1 protein-coding gene is annotated in these 1,206 nt (G+C 65.4%); it reads left to right on the top strand.

What is annotated here, in order from left to right; all coding sequences use genetic code 11:
* Window positions 1–66: 66 nt before the first annotated feature.
* A partial coding sequence (locus tag NS2_RS35640; RefSeq protein ID WP_186817631.1) for an IS4 family transposase occupies window positions 67–1,206 on the top strand: 1,140 nt, incomplete at its 3' end.

Here is a 1,206-nt window from a genome sequence, read left to right as displayed (position 1 = left end):
GAGAGGTGCTGTGGGGCAGGGTGTTCGGGGGTATGGTGCCTGTTCGTGGTGGAGGTGGCGGGTCGGTTGACCGATCGGATCGGGTTGGGTGTGTTGACGCGGGTGGTGGGCGCGGATCTGGTCGATGAGGTGCTGGTGGCGACGGGTCGGATGGAGAAGCGGCGGCGGTTGTTGCCAGCGCGGGTGGTGGTGTATTTCGTGTTGGCGTTGACGTTGTTCTTCGACGACGCCTACGAGGAAGTGATGCGCAAGCTGGTCGACGGGTTGCGGTTTCTGCGGTCGTGGGAGCGTGATTGGCAGGTGCCGAGTTCGGCGGCGTTGTGCAAGGCCCGCGCCCGCTTGGGTGAGGAACCGGTGCGGGAACTGTATCGGCGGGTCGCGGTGCCGTTGGCGGGGGCGGGGACTCCGGATGCGTGGCTGGCGGGGCGGCGGGTGATGGCCATCGACGGAGTGCAGTTGGACGTGCCCGACACCGTCGAAAACGAGGAGGCGTTCGGGCGCGCGAATAGTCATGTGTCGCTTGCTGATCCGTTTCCGAAGGCGCGGATCGTCGGTCTGGGTGAATGCGGGACCCACGCGATCGTCGATGCCGTGATCGGTGCGGGAACCAGCGGTGAACGTGAGATCGCGCGTGGGCTGCTGGCGGGTTTCGCGCCGGGGATGCTGGTGATCGCCGATCGCGGCTTCTTCAGCCGAGAGCTGTGGCGTGAGGCCGCCGACACCGGCGCAGACCTGCTGTGGCGACTGCCATCGACGGTGAAACTCCCTGTTGACCAACAGCTTCCGGATGGTTCATATCTGTCGCGGTTGATGACCAATGTCGAACAACAGCGTGTGCGCCGAGACCTGGCTCGTGGAGTGGAAACACCTGCGCAAGGCATCGTGGTGCGGGTCGTGGAATATGAGATCACCAACCGCGACGCCGATCCGGCCGGGCCGATCCGGCTGATCACCACCGTGGTCGACTCCGAACAGGTCTCCGCGGTCGAATTGGCCGCCACCTACCACCAAAGGTGGGAATTCGAGTCCAGCCTCGCCGAGATCGAAACCCGCCAGCGCGGCCGGGCCCGGCTCCTGCGCTCCCAAAGCCCGCAGATGGTGCGACAGGAGATCTGGGGCCTACTGACCACGCATTACGCGATCCGCGAACTCATGCACCACGCCGCGGCCGACATCGCCGAAGACATCGGATCGTTACGGCTGTCG

The organism is Nocardia seriolae NBRC 15557, from assembly GCF_007990715.1.
GTDB classification, from domain to species: Bacteria; Actinomycetota; Actinomycetes; order Mycobacteriales; family Mycobacteriaceae; genus Nocardia; species Nocardia seriolae.
The sequence above is the reverse complement of the archived record's forward strand: the minus strand, read 5'-3'. Positions and strand labels throughout refer to the sequence as shown.